This is a genomic window from Parabacteroides sp. AF19-14, assembly GCF_003635485.1.
Classification (GTDB): domain Bacteria; phylum Bacteroidota; class Bacteroidia; order Bacteroidales; family Tannerellaceae; genus Parabacteroides; species Parabacteroides distasonis.
In genome coordinates, this window is record NZ_QTMJ01000003.1 from 40,420 (window position 1) to 61,521 (window position 21,102).

The window sequence follows — 21,102 nt, forward strand, 5'->3', positions numbered from 1 at the left end:
GTAGATGCTTATGTACAACCTCTGTTTTTACAAGTACACAGAATGTAGGGATAAATGCAAGTTGTTGTATCTCATTGTTTTGCATATACGTGTTGTACTGCATCTTTCCAGCCTTTTTGCAAAATATCTGCTATCAGATACAACGCACTGAGTGATAGGGCGTTTCCGCATGGATGTTACAGAATGTTTGTTGAATCCAAAGATTGTGGCTTTCTTGGAATTTCTTTGGTATCATTATGTTTTTTGTGCCACAGGCTCTCTTTTAGGCGTGAAAGGATACGGTAAAAGTAAGAAGAAAAAGGAAGGGGAGGAAGGACAAGATTCTGTTCCCGTAGGGTATGAGACCGTGATTGATATGTATCCATTGGACTTTGAGGAATTTTTATGGGCAAACGGAATTAGTGATATGGTTATTGATTCCGTTAAATCATGTTTTGAGAACGAAAGTGCTGTTCCTGATGGGATTCATAAGGCAATGATGGAACTGTTGTACAGATATGTCATTGTCGGAGGTCTCCCGGAAGTAGTGAACTGTTTCCTTGAAACTAAGAATATCGAGCTTATATATAAGGTGCAACGCAACCTTATAGTTGAATACGAAGAGGATATGGTTAAATATGCGGATGATGCAGACAAACCTAATATTCGTGAGTGTTTTGAGTCCATCCCGAAACAATTGGCTAAGGAGAATAAGAAATTTCAGTACTCCATAGTTAAGAAGGGAGGACGGGCTTCACAATACATTGGTAGTATCCAATGGTTGGAGGATGCAGGGATAGTACGGAGATGCTATAACACACAGATAACAGAACTGCCGTTAGAGGGTAATTCTATTAAAGACTGCTTCAAGGTGTATACTACTGATATTGGTATCCTTATGGCAATGTTGGATTATGGTACTCAGGCAGATATCTTAAAGGGTAATCTTCTTGGATACAAGGGAGCTATCTTCGAGAATCTCATGGCTGATTTTTTATGTAAGTCCGGGCAAAAGCTATATTATTTCCATAAGGATAGCGGCCTTGAGTTGGACTTCTTGGTAAGATTCAAGGGTGAATGTGTTATACTTGAAGTTAAGGCAAAGACCGGTAAGGCAAAAAGCATGACTACGGTTCTTAAGAATAAGGATGTATATCATGTCAACAACGCAATCAAGCTCGGCCAATACAATGTAGGACGCGAGGGAGAGGTACTTACAATTCCTCTTTACATGGGATTCCTTGTCGAAGACAAGCTTGCAGACGTTATCATTCCCGATATTGATCTAAGTTTATTGACTACGACTTAAGAATAGCTGAATGAAGTGAAAATTAAAATTTGAATCTATAAATTAATCATTATGGCAAAACAGATATTGATTGGTATCGAGGAACAGAATTTGAATGAGGTGGCTCACTACCTTATGATCTACTTTCCATACAATGAGGAAATGTGTAGTTATACTGATACATGGATGGATGAACTATACGAAAACGAGTATCCATTAGTTTCTAAAGGGATATGGTCAGGAATAATCAATTTGAAAACTCACAAACTCCTGAATTGGAAGCCTGAATATGGCAGTTTGTATTTGCAAGCCAAGGTATGTGATAGTGGGACCTATTTCTTGCTTGACAAAGACAAAAAGACAATATGCAAAATTGCAGATAATGTTCCTAACGGTTTAATTCCGGAGGTAGATGATTGTGGCGATTATATCCGTCTAAGAATCAATGAGGATGGCACGATAGAGAATTGGTTTGAAGAACCGGACTTTTCTGATTTTATGGAAGACTCTGAGGTTGTTGAGAAAATTGATACGAGCGTTGAAGAAGAACCTATATTGGATACCAAAGTCGAGTTTACTTATAGCCAGCTTATGGCAAAATTGTTTCGATTGCCTAAATTCATACAGATGGAAATAGGAAAGGCGTTGATAGCGAATGCTTCGGAAGAATTTGAAAAGGAAGAGTGAGAACATCCTTTTCGAGTTGCGTAGTTTATAGTAATGATTATACCTGATAGAGTATAATTTAGTAATAAAACAAAAGATTATACCTTCACTGATATAATATCTATGTTCATATAGACTCTGTTTCTTGTTCTGTCATGTGGTATATGGAATTTATTTGCTAATTTTGCACTGATTTTGAAATAATATAAAAACTAACAATGCAGAGAATTTGGATGGACATATTATCAATCACCACAATTCAGGGTAATAAACGCCCGGAATGTGTGTCGAATGTTCATGTCTTCGGCATTGAACCTCGTATTGTAAATACTTTCCAACGAACATAATAAAGTACATTTTACTGTACTTTGATTTAGAATAGAAACTGAATAGTTGGAGAGTCTTTACCAAACTTTTCAACTATTTTGTTTTATACCCATTTGTGGCAGTTACTTTTATGATGCTTCTCTGTCATTTCCGTCTGATGGGTGATTGATAACTTGATTATTAACGTACAGTGATGCACATAAATTGAGAAGAAATGAATTATAAATTTGATGGCAGCAAGGTGTTCTTTACATCTGATACTCACTTTTATCACGGAAATATCATTAGTTTCTGCAGCCGGCCCTTCAAGGATGTGGCCCACATGAATGAAACGATTATTTCCAACTGGAACCGTGTGGTCGGTCCAAATGATATCGTATTTCACTTGGGCGATTTCTGTCTAGGCGGTTCTGCCGAATGGATGAATATACTAAGCAGACTGAACGGAAAAATCTATCTTATTGCTGGCAATCATGACATAAAGAATCTGAGGCAGAATTATACGAAATACTTCGAACAGATAACGATGCAGATGTATATTGAGGTGGATAAACAGAAGATTTATCTGAATCATTGTCCGTTCCTTTGCTATGGTGGTTCATACGATGATACGTGGCAGCTTTTCGGACATGTGCATACAAGCAGGAGCAGCACTGAAAAGGATAAACCACGCCTTCAAATGCTTTTCCCTACACAATATGATGTGGGAGTTGACAACAACGATTTTACTCCGGTTTCATTCGCACGGGTAAAGGTAATCATAGAGAAACAGATAGAGCAATCAAAGAAAGGAGAATAAGATGAGGATACAATACATGAGCGATCTGCACCTGGAGTTCTAGGAAAACAGCAGGTATTTGAAACATAATGAATTACCCGTAACAGGCGATGTGCTGGTGTTGGCCGGAGACATATTCTACCTGAAAGACAAGATAGTTCCACTGACGAAGTTTTGGAAATGGGCTTCGGAGGCCTACTGCCAGGTGCTTATTGTCCCCGGCAACCACGAATATTATAACTATTCGGACGTGATGGAGTAGGGCCTGCAATGGAGGTGGATGTTCCGTGAGAATGTGGGATATTATCAGAATCAGGTTGTCCGCATCGATGACACCGACTTCGTTCTGAGTACGCTATGGTCGCGGATCAACCCGAATGACGAATATTTTGTATGGAAAGGTATGAACGATTTCCGTCAGATCAAGTTCGACGGAAAGCTGTTGCAGGTGGAGGAGTTCAATCGGATGCATGAGACCTGTATTAACTTTATCCGGAGAAGCACAGAGGAAAGTACGGCACTCCATATAGTTGTGGTTACCCACCATCTGCCGACACTCTAGGTAGTGGCTCCGCATCATAGAGGCTCAGTGTTGAACAGTGCATTTGCCAGCGAATACGGGGACCTGATTGCTGACAGTAGGATTGATGCCTGGATATATGGCCACTCACATACCAATATCGACGCAGAAATAGGAAATACCCGGGTAATCTGCAATCAGATGGGATATGTTTTTGAAAATGAGCATCTGATGAACGGGTTTGATCCGGGTAAGTATATTGAGATTTAATGAGAATAAAAAAAGATCAAGAATCATATTATGGACAGAAAATTCTTCACTGATTTAGCCAAAGAGCATTTCCTGAATGCATCCCATTTCAAATGGTTGGGACAAGTACGCCATTCAGAGATTGTTGTCGACAATGTTTTGCTGGACAGGCTGGTTAAATTCCAGTCCCGGCTTGAAAGATTGCATGTGATGGGCGATGACGAATACCGGGGCTTCTATATTGAAGTTCCACGCCCTACGCCTGAAGAATGGGGAGATTCCGACGATCTGATTGCTTCCGAAGAGTACAGAAGTAAAGAAGAATTCCTTCAGGACTGGCAATCATCCAATCCGATGGAAACGCTCTGGCTGCATGTCGCATCCACCAAGTATATGGAACGGAGGACAATTCTGTTTACTGACCGGAAATATATACGTTTCAGTATTTCAAACTATTCTTCGTATGTTTTAGATAATGATGAATACTATGATGATGAATGGTTCCGGGAAACCATTGCCCGTATTTTTGCCTATCTGTACAGACTGGTGGATGCCATGATTGCGAATGTTGGTGGCTTCAATGAATACGTGGCCGGCAATCTTCCGTATCAGCAGCGGACTGGAAGAATCGCACGGAAGGATTTTAACAGGATCGTGCCGAGACTCAGGATTGAGTTGAACGACAGGGAAACTTCCTTAAAGGCTTTGGAAGATTCCCTGTGCGGATGTTCTGTGCCTCCTTTAGGGACTATGACCATACGACAATATTGCAAATATTTCCGTATTGCGCACGAGGTATATTCGGCGTATTATCGGAAACGGGGTGTCAGAGACTGTATCTATGAAGACCTGCAGGATGTCCCGGAAGAGTTACGGGATGTGGTTTATTACAATCAGGTGAAATTCTTGGATGTGGAAAAATTGTACGACATTGACAGCCCGGCGGATTTCATGCGGTTTGCAAAGGATCATTATGGTGAACTGGGTCTTTCACGTCTGAATGTTGTAGCGGAAGATGCAGAACGTCTCGGATGGCTAATTGCCGTTTTCAACAGTTATTCAGCCAATGCCGGCCTTGCCATTGAAGTCGCTACTGCCCTGTATAAGTCTGGTACCCCGTTAATAATCAACGATGCAGACAAGTTCCTGAAGATTATTCGGGAAGAAGATTATGTAAGGTTGGTTCCTGATTCATACCATAACTATATGGGTTATCAGGAAGAGGGTACCGTCTACGAACTGCCCTGGGAATATGAATGCAGCGATAATGGTAAATCCTCTCTGACTGCCGGGCAATACAAGGAGATTGTCTCTCTTGCAGAATGGCAGGAAGTGGAGAAGGTTAAGGTTCCCTAATTCTTATTCTTCATCGGTTGACGTTTATTCGGCAATCCATTTGGAAATTGGAAATCGATAATATGCAAATTATCGGCACTGATTCGAAATAGTGCTGATAATTTGCTCAATTCTGATATTTCATATGGCTTAATCAAATTCTAAGCGGCATACATTTTTGATACAATAGAATTATCCACGATATATAAAAGGAAAGATCCTTTCTAATTAAGGGATTGAATTAAATGTTCTTCAATCAGTTTCATCAATAAAAGGCAGGATATGCTCCACAACGAAACAATAAGTTATTGGATAATGGTACAAGTCTTCATTAGTACATGAGCATAATTTCGATAGACTTAACTTCTGGAAATGCAGAGATAATGACGAGAATATTTCCTGAATATTTCAAACTGAATATCTTTTGTTGTAACTTCTGCTACAATGTGTCTGACTTGTATTTGATTGTATATCAATTTTGTAACATGTTTATGCACATTGCTAATAAGAGATCCAAAGAACTCTGCGAAATGATAATTATTTATGTTTTTACCTGATTTGGTAGGTATAAGTGTTCCAAATACATCGGGGGACAGAATTTTGTCCCTTGTATCCGTTTAGGGGACAAACGGGGGACAAAATCATGAAGAATTGATACAATACTTTGTTATTCCTGAATGTTTAAAATGTTGATTATCAATATTATTGAAGTTGGATTGTTTCTTCTTTTGTTTTCTATTATTTGTTTTGTAATATATTGATAATCAGTTAATTGTGTGATACTATTTGCCGATGCAGAAAATGTTTTGTATCATTTTTGACTTGTAATAAATTGATATTTAATATATTATGTTTTTATGAAATGCTTCGGGGGACAAACAGGGGACAAAAATTTGCTGTCTAAAAGATAAAAAGAGCAAATATAAGGTCTATCCCTTGATGTTTTTTAGGCCAATTTTTTTGTCCCTCGGAAAGAAAAACAATCCCGTTCTCATCATACGATGATATTCGAAGCACACTGCAAATATAATAAAGTTTAGTCTGTTTTTTGTATATCTCTTCAAATTCTAAACTAAACGGCTTTTATAAGCTCCCAAAGCCATACCTATTTTTCTTTTGGCCAGCAAAATTGTTAAAGGAGACATTACTTTGTCCTTTCAGCTCTGTCTCTTTTCACCAGTCGTTGTTTGGGCTATGTGCTTTGGCGGCATATCCTCGGTTTTACCTTTCCCTGTTTTAGCCTTCTTCTTACTTCCTCCATTATTCCGCATATCCCTTTCGGGCTACCTGATGTGAATTGTGTCGCAAAGGTGCTTGTCATGTCTCTCTTGTCTGCAAGGTCATAGCCTTGGGTTCACAGCCAAATCTCCACCTTCTGCTTCACAGAGGTCGTATTTAGCCGTGAAACCTTGCATAAGGAGCCATGACACCTTTTGAGACGACATAATTAAATCAAGCCCGAAAGTAGTAGATGCTACAAGAGGGAAAAACAAAAAAACAATCTTAAAATTTAAGCATTATGACATTCAGAGAATTTATGAAAGAAAACGGTTACGAAGTAAAAACAACGTTTTGGGAAGATTTTTCGATAGCAGAGCGATTTGGCCTTTCAGCTATTCAGGACACGTTCAATCGTGCTTTCAAAGAGTGGAAAGAAGATTACGAATTTCTAACCGAACTGGTATTGGTGCTTAACCATAAGATATGGCAATACCACGAAAAAAGATCGGAGTTTGCGGAACTCTACAATACCCTTTGGGAACAGGCCGACCAATATGCGATGGAGAATCTGAAAGATGAAGAGCTAAGTTATTTCTTTGATGTAACGGATTAAGCGTAGGAGTGTAGGAGCCGGCTTCGGTCGGGTTCTCTTCCGTGCAGATCCCTTTTTATTAGCGCGGATTCCCTTTTTATTTTACATTGTCATGTGTTACTGACATAAAATTGTGTTGCACAATTTTCGTTTCTATCGGAATAGCCATTTGTATCTTTTGGGGTTGGATTTACCTTGTTGGAGATTACGATTGCAGAATTACAGAAGCTACGCGAAAGCGAAGACCATATAGAATTTAAAGAGGCAAAGCATAATTACCCGTTTGCCGGAGGAAAACGCGTTGATCTAAAAGACAGGCGGCGGTGTGTATTGGGGTGTATTGTTGCCTTGGCGAATGAAAAGGGTGGACGATTGGTATTAGGAATGGTAGATCATATGCCCCATGCGGTTGTCGGTTCGGATTTTGCAGAAAAAGAAGTGGGAGAACTCACAGATGAAATCTACGAAAGATTAGGAATAAGGATAGAAGCTACCGAACTTTACGAAGACGGTAAGCGTGTGCTTGTACTTGTACTATCTGTTCCATCTCGTCCCGTAGGTAGGTTGTTGAGATTTGAGGGCGTACCTCTTATGCGTACAGGGGAAAGCCTGCGGGCAATGTCCGATGCCGAGATTTTCAGGATATTGTCTGAATAGGAACCGGATTTTTCAGCCAAGATATGCGAGGGGCTTACTATAGAGGATTTGGATAAGGAGGCCATAGCAGAAATGAAAACCCAATATGCGCGAAAGCAGGAAAATCCGTTGTTTCAAAACTATCCCGACGAACAAGTGCTATCTGATTTGGATTTGTTGAAGGACGGGAAATTGAATTATGCGGCACTTATTTTGCTTGGGAAATCCGAAGCCATACGGAAATATCTCCCTCAGAACAATATCGTTGTAGGGTTCAGGATGTATCACTCGATGATACAATATACCGCTTGCAAAGAATTTCAGTTGCCGTTATTCATAGCGATTGACAAGGTATGGGATTACATCAACCAGCCTGCCAGCAATCCGCTTCTGCATTACAATGACGGCTCTTATATATTCGATATACCATCTTTCAACAAGGAGGCAATCAGAGAGGCGATATTGAATGCTTGCTGCCACCGCTCAATGTTGATTCAGAGCGATGTCGTCATCAAGCAATATCCCGATAGTATAACCATTACCAATGCTGGTGGTTTTCGGTCCGGAGTGGATATGAACAACATTTTGACAGTGAACAGCGTTCCGCGCAGTAAACTGATGAGCGAGATATTGCAGAAGGCAGGATTGGTGGAGCGTTCCGGTCAGGGAGTGGATAAAATGTTCTACAACTGTATTATGGAAGGGAAAGCACTGCCTGACTATTCGGGAACAGACTCGTATCAGGTAAGTCTCACGTTCAAAGCTCCTATACTTGATACGGCCTTTGTTATTTTTGTCAGGAAGGTACAGGATAATAGAGCTGCCGCCGAGCAACTGAATGTCTTTGAATTGCTGGCTTTGTACAAAATGGCAATGAGGGATTACGAGGGGCTTGATGAAAAGATTTTATGAAAATTGTTGGAAGAAAACCTTATCGGTTACGAAAACGGCTCTCATCGCTTGTCCGAGGAGTATCGGAATGAGTCTGCTGAAAGATTGAAAGGAATGAATATGAATTATCTCAAGTTGGTTTCAGACTGTTTTCATAAAAATGGTTATATAAATCGTTCTCTTCTCAAAAAGGTATTTCAAGACATGTTGTCCGAAAAATAAATTAGAGGCTTGATTTCAAAGATGGAAAATACAGGGATTATACAGAAAGATGGTGCAGGCAAATATACCCGTTATGTAAAAGCACCGGATTTTCCATCGTTTGTCTAGGGCCGCAAAAGTCGATTTTACGTCCACAAAGATTTCCGACAATAGGCTGAAAAACATAAAAAATCCTTGCAATAATTTGGTGATTATCACAGGGATTTGATTTTTTAGCACTCCTAATTAAAAGATTTAGATAAGCGGAGCCTTATGATCTACTTTCCATATAATGAGGAAATGTGTAGTTATACTGATACATGGATGGGTGAACTATATGAAAACGAGTATCCATTGGTTTCTAAAGGGGTATGATCAGGAATAATCAATTTGAAAACTCATAAACTTCTGAATTCGAAGCCCGAATATGGTAGTTTGTATTTGCAAGCCAAGGTATGTGATAGTGGGACCTATTTCTTACTTGACAAAGACAAAAAGACAATATGTAAAATTGCAGATTATGTTCCTAATGGTTTAATTCCAGAGGTAGATGGTTGTGGCGATTATATTCGTCTTAGAATCAATGAGGATGACATGATAAATTGGTTTGAAGAACCGGACTTTTCTGACTTTATGGAAGACTCTGAGGTTGTTGAGAAAATCGATGTGCACATTAAAGAAGAATCTATACTGTATACCAAAGTCGAGTTTACTTATAACCAGCTTATGGCAAAATTGTTTCGATTGCCTAAATTCATACAGATGGAAATAGGAAAGGCGTTGATAGCAAATGCTTCGGAAGAATTTGAAAAGGAAGAGTAAGAACATCCTTCTTGAGTTACATAGTTTATAGTAATGAACCCTGCTAAATTATATCTTCACTGATATAATATCTATATTCATATAGACTCGGTTTCTTGTTCTGTCATGCGGTATATGGAATTTATTTACTAATTTTGCACTGATTTTGAAATAACATAAAACTAACAATGCAGAGAATTTGGATGGACATACTATCAATCACCACAATTCAGGGTAATCGCTCGGAATGTGTGTTGAATGTTCATGTCTCCGGTATTGAACCTCGTATTGTAAATACTTTCCAGCGAACATAATAAAGTACATTTTACTATACTTTGATTTAGAATAGAGACTGAATGGCTGGAGAGTCTTTAGCAAACTTTTCAACTATTTTGTTTTATACCCATTTATGGCAGTTACTTTTGTGATACTTCTCTGTCATTTCCGTTTGATGGGTGATTGATAACTTGATTATTAACGTGCAGTGATGCACATAAATTGAGAAGAAATGAATTATAAATTTGATGGCAGCAAGGTGTTCTTTACATCTGATACCCACTTTTATCACGGAAATAAACACTGTCTGGAATTTTGTGTAAATGGAAACAGGATTCACTTGTAAGTTCTCTTATATCTGGATTCTGTTTTCAAATATAAGCATAAATTGGTTCATAATTTGAATCCCGTATTTTCCATTTACACAAAATATTCTATAGTGCCGAATTATACAATTTATTAGTGCTTCTCGTATAGCACATGAGCAGGTGTTTCTTCTTGTCGTATACCATCTTTTATCATAATAGGACGTGGTAAAACCTGTATCAATCTATTATATACTTTTATATAGAAATGATAGAGGTTTGCTTCCCACATTCTGTCCGGATAGATACGGTGTGTCCACCTTACATTAGAATCCCTGTAGTGATTAGCATCAGCAAACATACGTCTTATTTCTGCTTCTGTACATAGATAGTCATCTTCATGGTTTCTTCTGTAGGTATACTTACCTTTTCCTTGTTGTGATCCAAGATTTTTAAATGATTGATATTGCCTAAGGTTATAATAAATTTAATAGAATAGATATTAGTTTGTGATATTTGTAGAAATGATGCAAATAGATGAATCTTATTTGTGGATATGGATATTTAGTTATATATTTGTGGAAAAACAAATTGTATGATAGCAGAAATTAGATTTAAGAACATGTTCTCATTTAGAGACGAGGCTATATTAAGTTTTGAAGCTGATAGAAGTAAGGATATGGAATCATATCATGTTGTTGAATTGGGTGGCGGTGTGAGACTATTGAAAGTGGCTGTTATTTATGGAGCAAATGCTTCGGGTAAGAGTAATATTATTAAGGTTTGTGATTTTATCAAGTCATTCATTACTTATACTCCACTTAATAAGGCAGAACAAATTCAAGTAGTCCCGTTTCTCCTGAATAAAACAAGTTCAAGGCAGTTATCTGAATATTCGATTTCGTTCTATTTGAAGAATGAGGAGAAAGCTGTTTGTTATGTCTATTCAGTAGCTTTAGATAGATGGCACGTAGCAAAGGAAAGTTTAATTTATTATCCAAGTCAACAGCCTGCTACTATATTTGAAAGAAATACTGAGAATAACGTATCTGTTATTAAATTTGGACAGAAAATCAAGATGTCGCAAGCTGTCAAAGAGGAAATAACATTGAAGTGTTTGCATAATATGTCAGTTTTTGCTGCCTATATGCAGGTGAATACACATATTGTAGAACTAGAGACGGTTCTTCAGTATCTAACCAATCAGGTTATGCCGGCTATTGTACCTGCATCATCTTTAAGTCGTTATGCCGAAGAATCAATCAAGAATGAGTCAGCAAAAGATTATATTTTGAGATATCTGCAGGAAGCAGATTTTAATATTTCAAATATTACTTCCAAAGAACAAGAAACGCATAAGGGGCCGATTAATTATACTATGTATCAGCATAAAGTTTCATCTGATTATGGTAACAATGATTATTATGAGTTCTTGGAACTGTTTGAATCGGACGGTACTATTCGTACATTTGGCTTGGCTGCTCAAGTACAAAAGATTCTTGAAAGAGATGCTTTTCTCGCAGTTGACGAGATTGAATCTTCTCTTCATCCGAAATTGATAGAATACATCATTGAACGTTTTCTAAAAGAATCAGAACAGGCACAGTTGTTGCTCACTACGCATTATGATGGACTGTTAGGAGAGGAAGATTTGCTTAGAAAAGATAATGTTTGGTTTACTGAAAAGAATCCGGATGGATCAAGTGTACTGTATCCTCTGACAGATTTCAAGGGATTGAATAGGATCAGTTCTCTCCAAAAGGCATATAAGTTCGGTAAATTCGGTGCGGTTCCTAATCTATAATCGTGTACTTTTATGAGAAAAGCAAGAAAAAATACAGTGACCAGACAGGTTATTCATATCGTCGGTGAGGGTTTGACTGAATTATTCTATTTCAGTCATTTGAAAAAAATACTTGGTTATAGATACTCTATTTCTCCTCGTTTATTTGAAAACAATAGTATTGAGAAAATAGAAAAGAAAATAAAGGAACTTCTGGATGAAGATGTCTTTATAATATGTGTTTTTGATGCTGATGTTAGCAGGCGTTCTGATGCAGAGAATAAAAAAATGGTATCGCTCAAAAAGAAATATGAAAATAATGTTAATGTGATTCTTTGTGATAGCTTACAGTCAATAGAATATTGGTTTTTACTACATTTTGAAGATACATGTCGACATTTCCAAGATTCAGCAGCAACAGAAAGAGCATTAAAGCAATATCTGCCAACATATGATAAAACTCGGAAATACCTTGAGAAGGATAAATGGGTTAAAGAAATGCTTGCAGGCTCAAAAATGGATAAAGCATGTGAATTGGCCGAAAAATATAAAGGTAGAGATTCTTATAGCGAGATTTATAAGGCGATTAAAAAAGTTAGTGAATCGTTGCAATAAATATGAATTGATGAAAAAAGATTTATATGTTGTTTTGGGAATCATAATTAGTGGAATTGCTATCGCATTTATCATTAATACGATGTTGACATATGGTAATGTTATTAAAACAAACCTTTCGAATGATTCTTGGTTAAATTTTTGGGGAAGTTATAGTAGTGGAATTTTTGCTGTTGTAGTAGGTTATCTTGCTATTATTTATAGTAATATGCAACAAGATAAACTGTTAATTCATCAACAAAATATTAAAAAGTTGGATGAGTATAATAACTGTCTAAAAAATAATTTGGCTTTACTTAATATAGTAGATGTTATGGGAATTACAGTTGGTCTTGACCATCAGAATATATCATTATCTAAATCAGAAATATGTCAAATGAAAGGTTGAATCTATGCAACAGATTTGCAGTATAGATATGTGTTTGAAGTTGATGTACAACGCCAGAAAACAAATTTAGAAAAGACTTATGAAGAATGCTGGATTAAAGCACGTATTGGACTATCGGATTTATTGGATCAAGAACTCTCTTTTATAGAACGTGTTAATCAAAACAGATATGATATTCAAATAAAAGAGAATAATATGCATCGAAAAAATATCTTATTGGAATTAGGTAAACAAGCGGTAGATATAGAAAAGAGAAAGTTATTTCTGCAAGAGATTAAGGATGTTAACATGGAACTGGAACGATTAGATAGAAAAATTATTTCATACTATGATGATGTTGATAAGATGACCACTTTGATTAAAGATTTTTCGCTTGAATTAAATAGTACTATAAAAGTCTTATTTGATATTTCTTTATTGCTTATTAAAGAGAAAGAGGCTCAATTAAAATTAGAAAAATAAGGGTTTAGTATATATATTAAGTTTTAGGATCACTAGTGTTCCATTAAAATTGGTCCAAATTAAAATTTAAATAAACTTGGCCCATTTGGTCCGAATCGTTCTTTGTCATTTTGAAATTTAGTTTTATCAAAGGAGTCTCTCAGTTGAGTTTTATCCGTCAATGAGATGCTCAATATTTGTAGTACTTTGTATGTACTTTACTAGTCTACATACTAAATAAGGCACGCTATATTTATATTTCTGCAATTCTATATGATAAGAACCGGTAAGTTTGACTTTTTTACGATATCGGAAGTGGTAAGGTTTATGAAGAAGTTTTCCTAATACTGGCGTTTCCTCCTAATCAAATATGTCTATACAGATTTTCCGGTAGTTGAGGAAGGCTTGCTGTTAAACACATAATAAATAAAGCTTGTAAATAGAGAAGGCTGAAGAATAAAGTCATAGAATTTAGCGTATGATCTTTTCTTTTTATCACTGAACTTATCGTTTTTCATTAATATTCTGTAATTTTGCCACACAATTGAGAAATATATAAAATATGTTAACTATATATTGCCTTAAAGTGTGATCCTTGTTAAGCAGTAGGATATAGAAAATATAAACCTTCTATAAATCGTATAATCGTGTATAGAGGGTTTTGCTGTAAGATAGTATATAGTCACTTAATATTTTTGCCCTAAATAATATATAATGTATAGTCATGGATAAGGACATAAATCGTATCAAAGTAATGTTGGCAGAGAAGAAGCGCACAAACAAGTGGCTTGTAGAACAATTAGGAAAGGATCCTGCTACAGCATTAAAATGGTGCACGAATGCAGCATAATCCAGCCTCGAGACTCTACTTCAGATAGCAAAGGTGCTAGAAGTAGGGGAAGAAGAGGTGCTCGTTTATCCTTCAAAGATGTGACAATAACATATAAGAAATATACTGATGGATTTCAAACAAAATAACTTCGAATAACATTTATGCAAGTAGAAGAAATAACACAAATATTACGAGAGTCACCAAGCATACGACTCATAAAATCAAGAAGTGTGGATTTCTTCTTGTCTTTTGTCATTGAGGCGTTTGAGGGACAGTCGGCTATAATGCAGGAACGCTTGCACATGCTACTGGAGAACCGACTGGATGAGCAGGAAAATGCGTTGGTGGAGGATAATCTTGAAATGACAAGACTAGGGGAGTCGAACGAACAGAAAGCAAAACGACTCATCAAAGACTGGACAGACAAGGGATTCTTGACCAACTATCAGAACGAAGAGGGAGAGGTGATATACGAGATTTCGTCGCACACAAGCAAACTGATGGATTGGGTGGTGAGCTTGAAAAAAGAGGATTACATCGGTACGGAATCGAAGTTCAAGACGCTGTTTGCCCAACTGAAGGAATTGGTGGAATACTCGAACGAGGACCGCGAGAAGCGACTGGAACTGCTCCGAGCCAAAAAGATGGAGATAGAGCATCAGATTCAGCGACTGGAGATGGGCGAAGAGGTCGATGTGTATGAGGACTACCAGATAGAACCACGATACAATAGCTTGAATAAACTGGCTAAGGAGCTGCTTAGCGATTTCAAGGAGGTGGATGACAACTTCAAGGGGATTATCAAAGAGATATACGAGCGCCAGACAGACAATGCGGAGAAGAAAGTATTGCTGAACTACATCTTTGATGCGTATGGCGAACTGAAACAATCGCAACAAGGCAAGAGTTTCTATGCATTCTGGGAATTCCTGCTCTCGGCCGATCTGCAGAAAGAATGGGACGAGTTGACTGGTGCACTCTATGAAACACTGGAGAATAGAGGCATTGATGCGCATGACATGTTTCTTAGGGAAATGAAAAAGCATCTGTTTGACGCAGGCGAGAAGGTGGCGAAAACCAACGATCGCATGAGCGAGAAACTGAGTCGCATCATTCGGCAGAACGGACAGATGAATGCAGAGGTGACAAAGCAGGTGATTAACGATATAAAGAAACTGCTCATCGAAGCCACCAAACAGAAAGAGAAACCAGAAGCTTCGCTTGAATATGAAACTATCGATATCAATCTGCCAGTCGAGCGCCCTCTGACTCTGACTCCTATAAAAGAGACTGTGTATAAGGATAAGCCTGATATAGCTGAACTGAGTCTGGACGACTTGGAGCGCATAGGCAAACTCTACAATCCGTTTCACATCGATCGTCAGGTGCTGAGAGACCGCATTAACGAGGTGCTGTACGACAGGCAGCAGACGACACTAGCAGAGGTGATAGAACGGAACGAGGGTGTGGAGAAAGGTCTGTCGGAAGTGTTTGGATACATTGGCGTGCTGAAGGAATATAAGACTGTGGTAAACGAAGAGCGCCAGCAATATATTGTTTTTGCAGAAAACAAAACGATATCAATTCCCGAAATCATAATAACACGATGAACGCAACAAATATACAACCATACAGCAGGGCTGTGGTGAAACTTCTGAAAGGCATCGTAGAGAAAGACGATGTAGTGTGGAATGATGTACTCGACTACCAGAGCGAGATACTGGACTATATCAGCGTGATGGGGCTGGAACTCATCGTGAAAAAGGATGAGGGTTTTGCCTTTGTCAAGCAACTGAAATTGGACGATGACAAAACGTTGAACATGACGTCGAGAAGGTTGTATGGTTTTGAGGTGTCGGTGATACTCATCGTGTTGAGGCAGATACTCGAAGACTTCGACAGCAATCCAACAGAGTCGCAGGCTTCGTACAAGTATGTAACCGCCACTGAAATAAAGGAAGAGGCGGAACTGTTCCTGCCCACCACCTTCAATCGTGCCAAGTTTGAGAAAGACCTTGACCGCTATATCGACAGCATCGTCAGCTTTGGTTTCCTTGTGGAAGCAAAGCATGCTGAGGGCGAGAAACGCTATAAAATACATCGCATCATCAAGGAGAAGGTGACACTGGACGATCTATTGGAATTCAAAAACAAACTGAACGACTATGATGCAGCAGATGAATCTCTTTAATACCAGTCCGGAAGTGGCAGGCTTCAAGCTTGACTATTTGGAAGTGTGGAACTGGGGTACATTCGACCAAAAGGTGTACTGCATGAATACGCAGGGCAATAACTCGCTGCTGACCGGTGCCAACGCATCGGGCAAGAGTACGCTGGTAGATGCTCTGCTCACGCTGCTAGTGCCACTGAAGCGCCAACGATTCTACAACCAATCATCGGGTGTGGAGAAGAAGGGCAACCGTACAGAGGAGTCGTACTTCTTTGGCAACTATGGCAATCAGCAGCAGGAGGGTGCAGCGAGCACTACCACGCTTAGATTGCGAGACAAAGGGGCACGTTCGGTACTTCTTGCATCGTTCTGCAATGTGGACAAACGTGTGGTGACGCTGTTTCAGGTGCGCTACTACACTGGCGAGGAACTGAAGGTGTTGTTTGGCATAGCTCGCGAACCGCTGACTATAAAGCGCGACTTTTCGGAGTTTGACCTGCATGGCGACTGGCGCAAGCGACTGACGAAGAAATACAATACGAACGACACAAGACGCAAGATAGAGTTTTTTGACGGCCCGGTTGCGTATGGCGAGAAGATGATAGCCCTCTTCGGAATGCGTTCGGACAAGGCGCTTACACTCTTCAATCAGATAGTGGGCGTGAAAGTGTTGGACGATCTAGACAGTTTCATCCGTACGAATATGCTCGAGGAAATGCCGGCTGAGGAAAAGTACCAGGAACTAAAGGACAACTTCCAAAATCTGATGGAGGCGAAAACCAATATCGATAAGGTGAAGGAGCAGATTGCCCAACTGGAACCTATCAATACATTGGCAAAGGAACTGATGGCGATAGACACGCGCATAGCTGAATTGGAGCAAGAGAAGAGTGTGGTGGCCTATTGGTTTGCTGCGCGAACGGTGGATTTGTGCAACGAGGAGTTGGCGCGCTGCAAGAGCAACTTGAGAAAACTGGAAGATGAGTTGAAGGCGTTAAAGGTGAAGAAGAGTGAGCTGGAACAAGAGCAGACGCGCTTGTCGGTGGCTATTGAGAAGGACGAGGTGGGTCAGCAGATACGTGAGATTGAGAAGGAAATCAATCAGAAGGTGAAGATGCGTGATAACCGCAAGGCCAAAGCCGAAGAATACGATAAGCTGGCAAAGACGGTGGAGCTGACACAAAGTCCTGATGCAGAGGTATTCGATGCCAATCGTGCGACCGCCAAACACGAGAAAGATGCTCTGCAGGTAAAGATTGACAGGCAACTCATGGAAGAGAAGCGTCAGGCACAAAACCGTCAGGATGAAATCAACTGCACGATATCAGAGCGAGTGGATACTATACGCTATCTGCAGCAGCATAAGAACAATATCTCTGGTCGTGTGGCTGAGATTCGTGATGAGATACTGGAGGCTGTTGGTGCAACCGCCGAAGAGATTCCATTCATCGGTGAACTGATACGTGTGAAGGATATTGAGTGCGATTGGGAGTATGCCATCGAGCGTATTCTGCACAATTTTGCATTGAGATTGGTGGTGCCAGAGAAGTATTACAAGCAGGTGAATGAGTATGTGAATGGTCATAATCTGCGAGGACGCATCGTGTATCAGCGATACGAGGGCACAGAGCCTCTTCGTGAGTTTGAGGATAGGACATTGAAGGTGGATTCGTTGCTCCGTAAGGTTGAATACAAGCCAAAGTGCTTGTATTTGGATTGGCTTGAGGATAGGTTATTTGCTGAGTTCAACTATAGTTGTGTTGATTCGCTTGCGGACTTCAACTATCTGCAAGAGAAAGCAGTAACGAAAGAGGGACTGATAAAGGCGAGAGGTGGTAAGCATGAGAAAGACGACCGACCAGAGACACGAGGCAAGGAACACTATGTGTTGGGCTGGGACAATAAGGAGAAGATTGCCATGCTACAGGCGGAAGTACGCCAGTTGCAGCAGAATGAAAAGGAGGTGGCAACCAAAGTCCGTCGTATAGAGGCAGATACAAAGAATGCTCAGGAGAAGCGAGAAACCTACTCGAAGCTGTTTGATAAATACGATAAGTTTGATGATATCGACTGGTGGTCGTGTGCACTCGTCATTCAGCAAAAGGAAGAACAGAAGCGACAACTGGAGGAGACCAATGATAAGGTGAAAATGTTGCAGGGGCAATTGGAGAGGGTGAGAAAGGAACTTGGTGCACTTGAGGAGAAGTTTAATGAAGCTATCGGTAACAAAGCATTATTGGAAAATCGTGAGAATATACTCAAGAAACAGAGCAATGATTGTGCTTTGGCTTTGGCTCAAATAGGCGTTGTTGATACCGATGCTTTTGAGTCGCAACACACAGATTTACTGAATGTGGCATTGGTGGGTTTGGACAAAATGCGTGACACGTTACAGAGTGACATCAATTCCGCTTTGCGGAAACAACGTGAGACGAAGGGTAGCAAGAGTGGCGATTTGAAGAACCTGATTTATCGCTTCAAGAATCCCACTGAGGAAATTACCGCGAAGTATCGCGATTGGCGTTCGGACGTGAACCGTTTGCCCGAAGCCGTGGAGTTTGTGGGCGAATATCAGACCTATTACCAACGATTGCTGGACGAAGATCTGCCTGGGTTTGAATCGCGCTTCAACAAGTATTTACAGGAGAATATCATCAACAAGGTCAGTGCATTCAATATGTTCTTCCAGAACTGGCGCCAGTCTATCACCAAGACCATCGACCAATTGAATTCGTATCTTGTGGGCATCGATTTCAAGGATGCTCCAAAGACGTATATCCAGTTGGTCGCAGCCAAACGATTGAACGTGGATTTGAAGGAGTTCCAAGACCTTCTGAGCAGTGCAATCCCGAACATCCATGAGATGAATTCGACAATCGATGGCAGCAGGATTCATTTTGAACAGCATATCGAACCACTGATGTCTCGTTTACAAGACGAATCATGGCGAAAGTTGGTGATGGATGTGCGTGGATGGTACACATATAAGGCGGAGGAGTTTTATCAAGACGATGATCAGAAGCGTAACACCTACGAGGCTATGGGACAGCTGTCAGGTGGCGAGAAGGCGCAATTGACATATACCATCCTGGGGTCAGCTATCGCTTATCAGTTTGGCTTGACTAAGAACGGACTCGACTCTTCGTTCCGCTTCATTGCCATAGATGAGGCTTTTCGCGCACAGGACGAGGACAAGGCTCGCTATCTGATTTCGCTCTGCAAACAACTCCACCTGCAGTTGCTCGTGGTGACTCCGAGTGACAACATCCACATCGTGGAGAACGATATTTCGTATGTGCATTATGTGGAGCGCAAGGGCGACCGTTCTGTACTCTATAATATGCCTATCAGTGAGTTTAAGGCAGAACGTGAAAGGAGTATGGAGGTATGATAACGGCAGCAGAAATACGTAAGAAGACAGAACGCAAGTATGTGGATTATTTGCGTTCAGTGGTCGCTGGCTCTGAGTTTGAACCAATTGTGATTCCTTGCGATAAGAAAGCGAGCGCATCGATGGATGAGTATCAGCACGAACTAACGGACATCCGTTCGCAATCGAAAGAGGTGAAGGGCTTTGGTTACACGATTGAGTGGAAAACAGTGAAAACGAAAGCATTGGGCGAACAGGATCTGCCTGAGCGTGTGTTGTTCAGGAGTGCATCGGACGTTGAGCGCTTCTTGCTGAAGGGTGGTGAAGTGTCACAGTTTCGCAAGGATGTGGCGATGTTGTTTAATGAGTTTCCGCAGCTTCGTCCATGGGTGGAACGCTATCCACTTAAGGTGATCGAGAATGCTTCCTCTTGGCCTGATTTGTTGAAAGTTTTGCGCTATTTTGTGGCGAATCCTTGTCCTGAGTTGTACATTCGTGAATTGCCTATTGAGGTGCACACCAAGTTCATTGAGCGCAATAAGGGAGTGCTTCGTGAGTTGCTGGATATTGTCATTGTAGAGCATGTCTGTTCGGATGAGAAGGAGTTCGAAAAGCGCTTTGGATTGCGATACGATGAGCCATGGGTGCGCATTCGTGTGTTGGAAGCATCGATTGCGAGTGAATACTTTTCTGGTGTAGACGATCTGACGATGCCTCAGAGTCAGTTCTGTGCGTTATCGTTGCCTGTGCAGAAGGTGTTTGTGGTGGAGAATAAAGTCAACTTCCTGACTTTTCCCAAGTTGGCAGGAAGTCTGCTGATTTGGGGGCATGGATTCACCGTTGGCATCCTCAAGTCTGTTCCATTCATGCGGCACGCTTCCCTATACTATTGGGGCGACATTGATGTACAGGGCTTCGAAATTCTCTCGCAGTTCCGCAGTTATTTTCCCCAGACGCAAAGCCTTCTGATGGATCGCGCTACCTTTGACACCTATTTTGAAGGCGACAAAGGCACTCCAAGCAATGTATCAAAGCCTCTCCATCTTACCCCTGCGGAAGCCACACTGTATAATCATATCAAGTCTCACAACCTACGTCTAGAGCAAGAGAAAATTCCGCAAAAATGTATTGAAAATATATTCAATAGTTCGTTAAAAATTAGCCAAGTCTAAGCGGTTCTGCGGTAAATAAAAGTAGTTCTTTGAAAATTTTGTCAATTAATGTCGTGTCTGCTTGAATGGCGAACACGCCGTTCAAGCATATTGGCATTGTGTGTTACCGACTTGCATGAAGAAATCGAATATTTGATTTTCATTCTTTTGCAAGTGCCCTTGGCGAGATTGATTGCAGTAAGCGAAACGTTGAAGTGAAAGGCTATCTTTCTGAACAAGTCTTGACTATTACAGCTTACCATTCAAAAGCTTAGTTACTTCCAAAA

General features: G+C 40.1%; 16 protein-coding genes and 5 pseudogenes. 19 read left to right on the plus strand and 2 right to left on the minus strand.

The features are described 5' to 3' along the window. The first annotated feature begins 169 nt into the window (after positions 1-169). The 14 genes and pseudogenes from DWX33_RS03440 (at position 170) to DWX33_RS22735 (ending at position 13,313) form a co-directional block, all read left to right on the plus strand. A complete protein-coding gene (locus tag DWX33_RS03440) occupies positions 170-1,288 on the plus strand; it encodes an ATP-binding protein (RefSeq protein WP_233570110.1) in 1,119 nt (372 codons plus the stop codon). A gap of 51 nt (positions 1,289-1,339) precedes the next feature. Continuing rightward, positions 1,340-1,954 (plus strand): hypothetical protein, encoded by a 615-nt coding sequence (locus DWX33_RS03445; protein WP_122379854.1) that lies wholly within the window; start codon positions 1,340-1,342, stop codon positions 1,952-1,954. Positions 1,955-2,474: 520 nt separating this feature from the next. Beyond that, a complete protein-coding gene (locus DWX33_RS03450) occupies positions 2,475-3,059 on the plus strand; it encodes a metallophosphoesterase (RefSeq protein ID WP_122379855.1) in 585 nt (194 codons plus the stop codon). Positions 3,060-3,117: 58 nt separating this feature from the next. Then, positions 3,118-3,828: pseudogene (locus DWX33_RS03455) on the plus strand (metallophosphoesterase). A gap of 30 nt (positions 3,829-3,858) precedes the next feature. Further along, entirely contained in the window at positions 3,859-5,163 is a 1,305-nt protein-coding gene (locus DWX33_RS03460) for a hypothetical protein (RefSeq protein WP_122379856.1), read from the plus strand. A gap of 1,498 nt (positions 5,164-6,661) precedes the next feature. Continuing rightward, positions 6,662-6,976, plus strand: a complete 315-nt coding sequence (locus DWX33_RS03465; protein WP_122143114.1) for a hypothetical protein — start codon at positions 6,662-6,664, stop codon at positions 6,974-6,976. A gap of 177 nt (positions 6,977-7,153) precedes the next feature. Next, positions 7,154-7,612, plus strand: coding sequence for a helix-turn-helix domain-containing protein (locus tag DWX33_RS22715; protein WP_233570111.1), 459 nt, complete (start codon positions 7,154-7,156; stop codon positions 7,610-7,612). Between the two features lie 72 nt (positions 7,613-7,684). Next, a complete protein-coding gene (locus DWX33_RS22720) occupies positions 7,685-8,503 on the plus strand; it encodes an ATP-binding protein (RefSeq protein WP_233570112.1) in 819 nt (272 codons plus the stop codon). A gap of 570 nt (positions 8,504-9,073) precedes the next feature. Next, a complete protein-coding gene (locus DWX33_RS22475; protein WP_233570113.1) occupies positions 9,074-9,505 on the plus strand; it encodes a hypothetical protein in 432 nt (143 codons plus the stop codon). Positions 9,506-9,992: 487 nt separating this feature from the next. Beyond that, a pseudogene (locus tag DWX33_RS22725) lies at positions 9,993-10,079 on the plus strand (metallophosphatase); the annotation flags it as partial. Positions 10,080-10,660: 581 nt separating this feature from the next. Next, entirely contained in the window at positions 10,661-11,869 is a 1,209-nt protein-coding gene (locus DWX33_RS03495; RefSeq protein ID WP_122143112.1) for an ATP/GTP-binding protein, read from the plus strand. Between the two features lie 12 nt (positions 11,870-11,881). Beyond that, positions 11,882-12,463 (plus strand): RloB family protein, encoded by a 582-nt coding sequence (locus DWX33_RS03500; RefSeq protein ID WP_122379857.1) that lies wholly within the window; start codon positions 11,882-11,884, stop codon positions 12,461-12,463. A gap of 10 nt (positions 12,464-12,473) precedes the next feature. Further along, positions 12,474-12,851, plus strand: coding sequence for a hypothetical protein (locus DWX33_RS22730; protein WP_233570114.1), 378 nt, complete (start codon positions 12,474-12,476; stop codon positions 12,849-12,851). Between the two features lie 30 nt (positions 12,852-12,881). Continuing rightward, on the plus strand, positions 12,882-13,313 hold the full coding sequence (locus tag DWX33_RS22735) for a hypothetical protein (RefSeq protein ID WP_233570115.1): 432 nt from the start codon (positions 12,882-12,884) through the stop codon (positions 13,311-13,313). Between the two features lie 59 nt (positions 13,314-13,372). On the opposite strand, the pseudogene DWX33_RS03510 reads toward DWX33_RS22735, so the two are convergent. Further along, positions 13,373-13,510: pseudogene (locus DWX33_RS03510) on the minus strand (IS4 family transposase); the annotation flags it as partial. Between the two features lie 506 nt (positions 13,511-14,016). Here DWX33_RS03510 and DWX33_RS22740 point away from each other — a divergent pair. The 5 genes and pseudogenes from DWX33_RS22740 (at position 14,017) to DWX33_RS03535 (ending at position 20,836) form a co-directional block, all read left to right on the plus strand. Beyond that, positions 14,017-14,226: pseudogene (locus DWX33_RS22740) on the plus strand (helix-turn-helix domain-containing protein). A 59-nt stretch (positions 14,227-14,285) separates the two neighbouring features. After that, positions 14,286-15,734, plus strand: coding sequence for a DUF3375 domain-containing protein (locus tag DWX33_RS03520; protein ID WP_122379858.1), 1,449 nt, complete (start codon positions 14,286-14,288; stop codon positions 15,732-15,734). Further along, positions 15,731-16,315, plus strand: coding sequence for a DUF4194 domain-containing protein (locus DWX33_RS03525; RefSeq protein ID WP_007855929.1), 585 nt, complete (start codon positions 15,731-15,733; stop codon positions 16,313-16,315). Before DWX33_RS03520 ends, DWX33_RS03525 begins: the two co-directional genes overlap by 4 nt. Then, positions 16,290-19,685 (plus strand): ATP-binding protein, encoded by a 3,396-nt coding sequence (locus tag DWX33_RS03530; RefSeq protein WP_122379859.1) that lies wholly within the window; start codon positions 16,290-16,292, stop codon positions 19,683-19,685. Before DWX33_RS03525 ends, DWX33_RS03530 begins: the two co-directional genes overlap by 26 nt. Further along, the gene (locus tag DWX33_RS03535) at positions 19,682-20,836 is read left to right on the plus strand and encodes a Wadjet anti-phage system protein JetD domain-containing protein (protein ID WP_007855926.1); all 1,155 of its coding nucleotides are present in this window, start codon (positions 19,682-19,684) and stop codon (positions 20,834-20,836) included. The genes DWX33_RS03530 and DWX33_RS03535 overlap by 4 nt, the downstream gene beginning before the upstream one ends. On the opposite strand, the pseudogene DWX33_RS23135 reads toward DWX33_RS03535, so the two are convergent. Next, positions 20,823-21,069 (minus strand): annotated as a pseudogene (locus DWX33_RS23135) (transposase); the annotation flags it as partial. The gene DWX33_RS03535 and the pseudogene DWX33_RS23135 sit on opposite strands and share 14 nt — an antisense overlap. Between the last annotated feature and the right edge of the window lie 33 nt (positions 21,070-21,102).